The organism is Novosphingobium sp. (assembly GCF_020852455.1).
Taxonomy (GTDB): domain Bacteria; phylum Pseudomonadota; class Alphaproteobacteria; order Sphingomonadales; family Sphingomonadaceae; genus Novosphingobium.
On record NZ_JADZAT010000006.1, the window covers coordinates 175373 to 183384 of the forward strand.

An 8012-nucleotide genomic window follows, 5' to 3' on the forward strand; every position below is an offset into this window, starting at 1 on the left:
GCCACCTACCGGTTACACCTGCTCAAGCAACGGAGAGGGAGCGGGCGATGAAGAAGTGGGTTCTGGCACTGGGCGTCGGGGTAGTGGCGCTGGGCGGCACCTTGGCGGCGCGGACCGCGCTGTTCCGGCCCGATGCGGTGGGCGATGGTTCGGGCATCGCCGTGGCCCAGCCCCCGGCATTCGATACGCAGGCCGCCGCCCAGCACCTGAGCCAGGCGGTGCAGATCCAGACCGTCAGCCATCAGGATCCGGCCGAGGATCAGCAAGGCGAATGGACCCGGCTGCATAGCTGGCTGGCCAGCACCTATCCCAAGGCCCATGCGGCGATGCAGCGAGAGACGCTGGGCCAGACCCTGCTGTTCACCTGGCCGGGCAGCGATCCCGCCGCCCAGCCGATCATCGTCATGGCCCACCAGGATGTGGTGCCGGTAACGCCGGGCACCGAGAAAGACTGGAAGTATCCGCCCTTCGCCGGGACCATTGCCGAAGGCGCGGTCTGGGGGCGCGGCACGATCGACGACAAGGGATCGCTGATCGCGCTGTTCGAGGCGATGGAGGCTCTGGCCGCGCAGGGCTTCAAGCCGAAGCGGAGGGTAATTCTGGTTTCCGGGCATGATGAGGAAGTGGGCGGCACCGGCGCGCAGGCCGTGGCCAAGGCGTTGGCCGCGCGCAAGGTGAAGGCGCTGTTCACGATCGACGAGGGCGGGCTGATCACCACCGATACGCCGATGATCAATGGCAAGGCCGCGATGATCGGTGTGGCCGAAAAGGGTTATGCGACGCTGCAGGTCACCGCCCATGCGCCCGGCGGGCACAGCTCTGCCCCGCCGCCTGCCAACGAGATCGGCTCGGTCAACCTGGCCAAGGCGGTGCTGGCGATCAGCGCCAAGCAGTTCCCGATGCAGCTGCGCGGCCCGGCCGAAGGGATGATTTCAGTGCTGGCAGCCAAGGCTGGCGGCGCGACCAAGCTGGCGGTGGCCAATCGCTGGCTGCTGGGCGGAATGGTCATGTCGAAAATGGCCGAAAGTCCGGCCTCGGCAGCCATGCTGCACACCACCATCGCGCCGACCATGCTGACCGGCAGCCCCAAGGAAAACGTCCTGCCGCAAAGCGCCAGCGCCTTGATCAACTATCGCATTGCCCCGTGGGACACATCGAAGGATGTGCTGGAACGTGCCCGTGCCGCGACCAAGGGCCTGCCAGTCGAGGTCAAGTTCACTGACCGTGCCCCGCGCGAGCCAAGCCCGGTTTCGTCCAGCAATTCGAAAGGCTGGAACCTGATCGCGGCCAGCGCCAGGGCCGACCAGCCCGACCTGGTGATCGCTCCCTATCTGGTGGTGGCCGGCACCGACAGCCGATCGATGTCGCCGGTTTCGGACGACGTCTATCGCTTTCAGGCGATCGGTCTGGCCAGCGGCGACATCAAGATGATCCATGGCACCAACGAGCATATGACGCTGGCCAATCTGGAAAGTCTGATCCGCTTTTACGCGCGGCTGATCGCCACAGCGGCGGGGTGAAGTCTGTCCTCACCTCCCCCTTGATGGGGGAGGGATACCGTAGCTTGCGAACTTGTTCGCTAGCGCAGGTTGGGCGGGGGTGATTTCGCGACATGGCACAGTGCTTGGCGGCACCATCACCCCCATCCAACTGCGGCTAGATCGCTGCGCTCTCAAGCCTTCGTATCCTTCCCCCATCAAGGGGGAAGCGAAGGTTAGCCCTTGCCTCCCTTAATCGCGCAGTTAAACTCCTCGCCAACGGGAGAGACGAATGGACGACGCGACCTATCAGCGGCTGCTGGCCAAGGCCCAGCGCACCAAGGACCTGTTCACTTTTGACGAGTTCATCCGCTTCTGGGCCAAGGACCGGCCCGAGCGGCTGGCGATGGAAGGCGATGACCTGGCCTTCAGCTATGGCGATCTGGAAGATGCCACCGCCCGGGTGGCGTCGGCACTGCTGGCCGCCGGGGTGAAGAAGGGCGAGCGGGTGGCCTGGTTAGGCAAGAACAGCGCGACCTATTTCACGCTGTTCTTCGGCGCGGCGCGCGCCGGGATCGTGATGGTCCCGGTCGGCTGGCGACTGGCCGAACCCGAAGCCGCCTTCATCATCGACAACGCCGAAGCCAGGATCCTGTTCCTGGGCGAAGGGTTCGAAGCCTGCCAGTCCACCCTGGGGCAGCGCCCGGGCCTGATCGGCTGCCATACCGTGCCCGAAGCGCAGGCCCGGTTCATCAAGGCGCCGCGCGGCAGCTTCGATCCCTCCGGTCCCGACGATGCCGTGCTGCAACTCTACACCAGCGGCACCACCGGCAATCCCAAGGGCGCGGTGCTGTCCAACCGCAACCTGTTCGGCCTGCGCAAGGCGGGGCTTGAAAACCCGGCGCCGCACTCGCTGTGGGACGAGGACGAGGCGGTGCTGGTCGCCATGCCCTGCGCGCATATCGGCGGGACCGGGCTGGGCATCGTCGCGCTGGCAGCCGGCCTGCCAGGTATCGTGCTGAGCGAATTCGAGCCAACCCGGGTGTTCGACGCGGTTGAGAACCGCGGCTGCACGCGCTTTTTCATCGTGCCGGCCGCGCTGGCGCTGCTGCTCAACCACCCCGACTGCGCGAAGACCGATTTCAGCCGGGTCAAATACATCATGTATGGCGCCAGCCCGATCCCGCTTGAACTGCTGCGCCAGTGCATCGCGATGTTCGGCGCCGAATTCGTCCAGAACTATGGCATGACCGAAACCACCGGCACTATCTGCGTGCTGCCGCCCGAGGACCACACGGTCGAAGGCAACCAGCGGATGCGCTCGGCCGGTAAGCCGCTCCCGGGAGTTGAAATCGTGATCCGGGGCCGCGATGGCACAATCCTGCCGCAAGGCGAGATCGGCGAGATCTGCACCCGCTCCTCCTCGAACATGCTGGGTTACTGGAAACTGCCCGAAGCGACTGCCAGCACCATGGATGCCGATGGCTGGATCGCTACCGGCGATGTCGGCTATCTTGATGAAGACGGCTACGTCTACATGTATGACCGCGCCAAGGACATGATCATCACCGGCGGCGAGAACGTCTACCCGGCCGAGGTCGAAAGCGCGATCTATGGCCATCCGCAAGTGCTGGAAGTCGCCGTGATAGGCGTACCTGACGAGAAATGGGGCGAGGCCGTGAAGGCGGTCTGCGTGCCCAGGCCGGGTGAGACAATCGATGCGGATTCGATCATCGCCTGGACGCGTGAGCGGATCGCCGGGTTCAAGGTCCCCAAAAGCGTCGATGTGATCGACATGCTGCCGCGCAACCCCAGCGGCAAGATCCTGCGCCGCCAGTTGCGCGAGCCCTATTGGGAAGGGCGCGAACGGCAAGTGAATTGATTTGACTCGCACAAAGACACAAAGACACAAAGACACAAAGACGCACGCACGCTTCGGATGCCTTCAGCCCCTGGAAAGCAAACGATAGCGTGATTGAATCAAGGCGGCTTTGCCGCATCCTTCGATCTTTGTGCCTTTGTGTCTTTGTGCGAGATATTCTCCGAACCGCTTAGCTAGCCAAGGAAAAGTGCCATGTCAGAACCCCTTCCCGGCGCGCAGGCGCATATCGAGGCCGCGCTGAAGCTGGCCGCCACGATCGACGATATCCCGGCCGATACGCCGCTGATCCCGATCGGCAAGGTCGGCGTGATCGGTGCCGGCACAATGGGCGGCGGGATCGCGATGAATTTCCTCTCCGCCGGGATCCCGGTAACGATTGTCGAACGCGAACAGGCCGCGCTGGATCGCGGCGTGGCGGTGATGGGCAAGAATTACGAGGCCAGCGTCAAGCGCGGCCGGATAGAAGCGGCCGTGGCCGAAGCGGCGATGGCACGGCTGACCCCTTCGCTCGAATTCGAAAGCCTGGCCGACTGCGACCTGGTGATCGAGGCGGTTTACGAATCGATGGAGGTCAAGAAGGACGTCTTTGGCCGGCTCGACGGGATCGTGAAGCAGGGCGCGATCCTGGCGTCGAACACCAGCTACCTCAACGTCGATGAGATCGCTGCGGCCACCAAGCGGCCCGAAGCGGTGCTGGGCATGCACTTCTTCTCCCCCGCCAACATCATGAAATTGCTGGAAGTCGTGCGCGGCAAGCTGACCGGGGCAAGCCAGCTGGCCACTGTGATGCAGCTCGCGGGGACGATCCGCAAGGTGCCGGTGGTTTCGGGCGTGTGCCATGGCTTCATCGGCAACCGCATGCTGTCCAAACGCCAGGAACAGGCCAACACGCTGCTGATGGAAGGCGCGGCCTATTACGATATCGACCAGGTCCTGCTTGATTTCGGCTTCCCGATGGGCCCGTTCCAGATGGGCGATCTGGCCGGGCTCGACATCGGCTGGCACCGCGATCCCAGCAAGGTCACCACGATCCGCGAAGCGCTGTGCGCCGCCGGGCGCTGGGGCCAGAAGACTGGCAAGGGCTTCTACGACTACGCCGAAGACCGCAGCCGCAGCCCTTCGGACGAGGTCAAGGCGATCATCGCCGACTTCGCCGCCAAGAGCGGGGTTACCCAGCGCGCGATCAGCAAGCAGGAAATCTTCGAGCGCCTGCTCTATCCGATGGTCTCGGAAGGCGCGCTGATCCTGGAAGAAGGCATCGCCCAGCGCGCCAGCGACGTCGATCTGGTCTGGCTCAACGGCTATGGCTGGCCGGCCTGGACCGGCGGGATCATGTACTGGGCCGACCATGAAGGGCTGGGCAAGATCGCCGATGGCCTGAGGCGCCACAACTTGCCGGTCGCCCCGCTGCTGGAACGGCTGGCGGCCGAAGGCGGAAAGTTCAACGCATGACCAGCGGTGCGGCGCTGCTGGCCTTCACCGCCACCGCAGCGTTGCTGACCGTCACTCCGGGGCTCGATACCGCGCTGGTGCTGCGCACCGCCGCGGCTGAGGGGCCGCGTCGGGCGATGCTGGCAGCGGTCGGCATCGCGCTGGGCTGCCTGGGCTGGGGCCTGCTCGTCGGCGCCGGATTGGGCGCGCTGCTCGCCGCATCGCAGCTCGCCTACGAGGTGCTGCGCTGGGCCGGCGCACTCTATCTGTTCCACCTCGGTCTCAAGCTGATCCGTAGCCCGCGCCAGGCAATCGAGCTTGGCGCAGCGCAGGCACCGGTCGCAGCCCGGCCCAATTGGCTGCTGCGAGGATTTCTGACCAACATGCTCAACCCCAAGGTCGGCGTGTTCTACGTCTCGTTCCTCCCCCAGTTCATTCCGGCGGGAGCGAGCGTGCTGGGCTGGTCGGTGCTGCTGGCATCGATCCACAACCTGCTCGGCCTGGTCTGGTTTGGCGCGCTGGTGATGGCGACCCGCCCGCTGCTGGGCGCTCTGCGCAAGCCCGGAGTCATGGCCTGGCTCGACCGGCTGACTGGCGGGCTGTTCATTGCCTTCGGGCTGAAACTGGCGCTCGATGCGCGAGCGTGACGGCATAAACCGACCTTAAGACGAGCTGTGTAGGATGGGTATGGGGGACAATCCTATGCTCGATGTGGTCTACAAGCGTTCAAATCTTGTGATGCCGGCGATTGGCTGCGTCCTCTTCGCAGTGGGCGGCGGCTGGGTAGCCCTTCAGGACGAGGCTGACTGGATCTACCGCCTGATCGGCGCAATGTTCGCGCTGGCGCTGCCCTTCGTAGGTTACGCCGCAGCCGCGCGCGCCGCCAGTGGTGTCAGCGCGATCAGGGAAACCGCCAGCGGCCTTCAGCTTTCCACGCTCTACGCCTCTACCCATGTGCACTGGGATCAGATTGTCGGCATCCGCCGCGAAGTGCTCCAGCAAAAATCCGCGTTCGGTCTGATAAAGCAGAATCTGGGCCACTATCTCGTCTTCGAGGCCCACCTTCCGGGCGAAGGCGAACTAAAGGTCAAGATCCAGGAAGATCTGATCGACATGCCCAAGGCGCGCCATGCCCGGCTGTTCGACCAGCTGAATGCCATGTGGGCCCAAGGTGGCAGCCCGCAACCAGTGGCGCCAACCCGGATATCGCCACCAGTTGGTGCGCCGCGCGCAGCCGGTTTCGGTCGTCGCGGCCTTTAGCGTCCACGCGGAATGCACTGCTCGCGCGGCAGGCCTTTGAACGTATCGCAGTTGTAGAGCACGATTTCAGCGCCGGCGGGATCGCGGGTGTAGCTGAATTGCAGGCTGTCGCGTGCGGCCCGCGGCAGGGGGAAGCTGGCGGGCACGTCAATCCGGTTGGCCCACCCCATCACCCGGCAGGTGCCCTCACCGGTGCAGAGCTTCTTCGCCGTTCCCAGCGCCGTCTGCGGGCTGGAGCCGCTGGCCACGACGATGAAATTGGCCTTGCCCGAGGGTAGCCGCATCACCACCTCGCCGCTGGTCACCTTGGGCGTATCAATCGGCAGCGGTGCAATCGCAGCGGAAGCATCGGCGTCGTAATAGTCTGGCAGGCCGCTCATTTCAGCACTCGGCGCCGGGCCTGAGGTCAGCGCGGCAAACGATGGCTCGCCGCCGCGATAGCTGGTCCAGTTCTGCGCCGTGCCCCACCGACCCGGCCAGCGGAAGAACAGGTGGGTTTCGACCTGGGTGAGCTTCTCCAGCTTGGGGCTCCAGGAAGGATAGACCCAGTCGGTATGATAATGGGTTGCCTGGCCGACCTGGCCAAAGACCGAACCGCCCAAAGCCTGCGCGGCGCGCGAGCGGGCTGCAGCCCAGGCCTCTTCACCATAACGCCGGGCCAGCGATCCATCGCAGGTAAAGGTAAACTGGCAGCCGGTGGCGCGCTGCGATCCTTCGAAGACCACGCCGCAGACTGTCTTGGCAAAGGCGGGATGGCGCACCCGGTTGAGGATCACCTGGATCACCGCACGCTGGCCAATGTCGCTGGGCCCGGCTTCGGCCATGGCAGCCAGCGCCAGACATTCGCGGGCGTTGTACTGATCGGCGACTGAACCCGAGAACCGGAACGGTGGGGCCGGATCGATCGGACCGGTGACAAAGGGATTGCCGGCATTCGCCGCGCGGGCGGCATCCATCGCATCGAGACTGAGCATGCCCGGAGCCAGCTCCAGCCCGACCACCGGCGCTTCGCTGGCATTCCCAGGCAAGGCCGCAAGTTCGGCCGCCAGTGCGGCCTCAGCCTTGCTGCGCGGCGGGACAAAGCTCTGGCAGATCCAGGCGAACAGCACGATCGGCAGCAGCGCGAGCAGCGCCACGATCATCCGGCGGTTCAGCGGATCGTCCATTACAGTCCTCTAGCCGCAAGAGCGGCAACAAAAAACCCCGCCGAAGCGGGGTTTTATGGATGGTTGCGGGGGTAGGATTTGAACCTACGACCTTCAGGTTATGAGCCTGACGAGCTACCGGGCTGCTCCACCCCGCGTCACCAAGAGGCCACTTAGGGCCATTTTATCGGGAAACAAGTCCCCAGAGACACAAAAAGGGCCGCAAGCGGCCCTCAAAGTGCGGGCAAATGCCCTGACATGTGAATGGGTTTATCCCGTGCCCGCCGGCTATAATGCCTGGCGACGTCCTACTCTTCCAACGCTTGAGCGGTAGTACCATCGGCGCTGTCAGGTTTCACGGCCGAGTTCGAGATGGGATCGGGTGGGTCACTGACGCTATGGCCACCAAGCAATAAAGCAGGCGGATACGGGTTTTAATCGATGCACGTTTACGTGTTTGTAGGCGTATCTGGCTGTGATGACCGTCCGGTCAACGACAGCAGAGCTGTCATTGATGGTGGGATTCATCAAGCATGATCAGAGTTATTAGGACTGGTTAGCTCCACACGTTACCGCGCTTCCACATCCAGCCTATCAACGTGATGGTCTATCACGACTCGAAGATACCTTATCTTGAGGGAGGCTTCCCGCTTAGATGCTTTCAGCGGTTATCCCGTCCATGCATAGCTACCCTGCTGCGCGGCTGGCGCCACGACAGGTACACCAGAGGCATGTTCACCCCGGTCCTCTCGTACTAGGGGCAACTCCTCTCAAGTATCGACGCCCACGGCAGATAGGGACCAAACTGTCTCGCGA

5 protein-coding genes, 1 tRNA gene, 2 rRNA genes and 1 pseudogene are annotated in these 8012 nt (G+C 64.1%); 5 read left to right on the forward strand and 4 right to left on the reverse strand.

The genetic code is table 11. The annotated features are described in order from the left end of the window. The first annotated feature begins 47 nt into the window (after positions 1-47). From IT549_RS02410 to IT549_RS02430, 5 genes and pseudogenes are all read left to right on the forward strand, one after another. Positions 48-1520, forward strand: coding sequence for a M20 family peptidase (locus IT549_RS02410; protein ID WP_292969695.1), 1473 nt, complete (start codon positions 48-50; stop codon positions 1518-1520). A gap of 250 nt (positions 1521-1770) precedes the next feature. Next, positions 1771-3360 carry a fatty acid--CoA ligase gene (locus IT549_RS02415; protein WP_292969696.1) on the forward strand — a complete coding sequence of 530 codons (1590 nt, stop codon included), beginning with the start codon at positions 1771-1773 and terminating at the stop codon, positions 3358-3360. 213 nt (positions 3361-3573) lie between these two features. Continuing rightward, positions 3574-4812: pseudogene (locus IT549_RS02420) on the forward strand (3-hydroxyacyl-CoA dehydrogenase NAD-binding domain-containing protein); the annotation flags it as partial. Beyond that, positions 4809-5438, forward strand: coding sequence for a LysE family translocator (locus IT549_RS02425; RefSeq protein WP_292969697.1), 630 nt, complete (start codon positions 4809-4811; stop codon positions 5436-5438). The pseudogene IT549_RS02420 and the gene IT549_RS02425, both read left to right, overlap by 4 nt. Before the next feature lie 55 nt (positions 5439-5493). Next, positions 5494-6051, forward strand: coding sequence for a hypothetical protein (locus IT549_RS02430; protein WP_292969698.1), 558 nt, complete (start codon positions 5494-5496; stop codon positions 6049-6051). On the opposite strand, the gene IT549_RS02435 is transcribed toward IT549_RS02430, so the two are convergent. From IT549_RS02435 to IT549_RS02450, 4 genes are all read right to left on the reverse strand, one after another. Beyond that, positions 6048-7217: a cell wall hydrolase gene (locus IT549_RS02435; protein WP_292969699.1), complete on the reverse strand. Its 1170-nt coding sequence runs from the start codon at positions 7215-7217 to the stop codon at positions 6048-6050. The genes IT549_RS02430 and IT549_RS02435 overlap by 4 nt on opposite strands. A gap of 60 nt (positions 7218-7277) precedes the next feature. Next, positions 7278-7354: transfer RNA gene (locus tag IT549_RS02440), tRNA-Met, on the reverse strand. Between the two features lie 137 nt (positions 7355-7491). After that, positions 7492-7606: ribosomal RNA gene (gene rrf / locus IT549_RS02445) — 5S ribosomal RNA — on the reverse strand. Positions 7607-7723: 117 nt separating this feature from the next. After that, positions 7724-8012, reverse strand: a 23S ribosomal RNA gene (locus IT549_RS02450); the annotation flags it as partial.

Excerpts from the sequence above, each read along its gene's own strand:
- IT549_RS02425 (WP_292969697.1), top strand. The coding sequence starts at position 4,809 with ATGACCAGCGGTGCGGCGCTGCTGGCCTTCACCGCCACCGCAGCGTTG.
- IT549_RS02410 (WP_292969695.1), top strand. The coding sequence starts at position 48 with ATGAAGAAGTGGGTTCTGGCACTGGGCGTCGGGGTAGTGGCGCTGGGC.
- IT549_RS02435 (WP_292969699.1), bottom strand. The coding sequence starts at position 7,217 with ATGGACGATCCGCTGAACCGCCGGATGATCGTGGCGCTGCTCGCGCTG.
- IT549_RS02415 (WP_292969696.1), top strand. The coding sequence starts at position 1,771 with ATGGACGACGCGACCTATCAGCGGCTGCTGGCCAAGGCCCAGCGCACC.
- IT549_RS02430 (WP_292969698.1), top strand. The coding sequence starts at position 5,494 with ATGCTCGATGTGGTCTACAAGCGTTCAAATCTTGTGATGCCGGCGATT.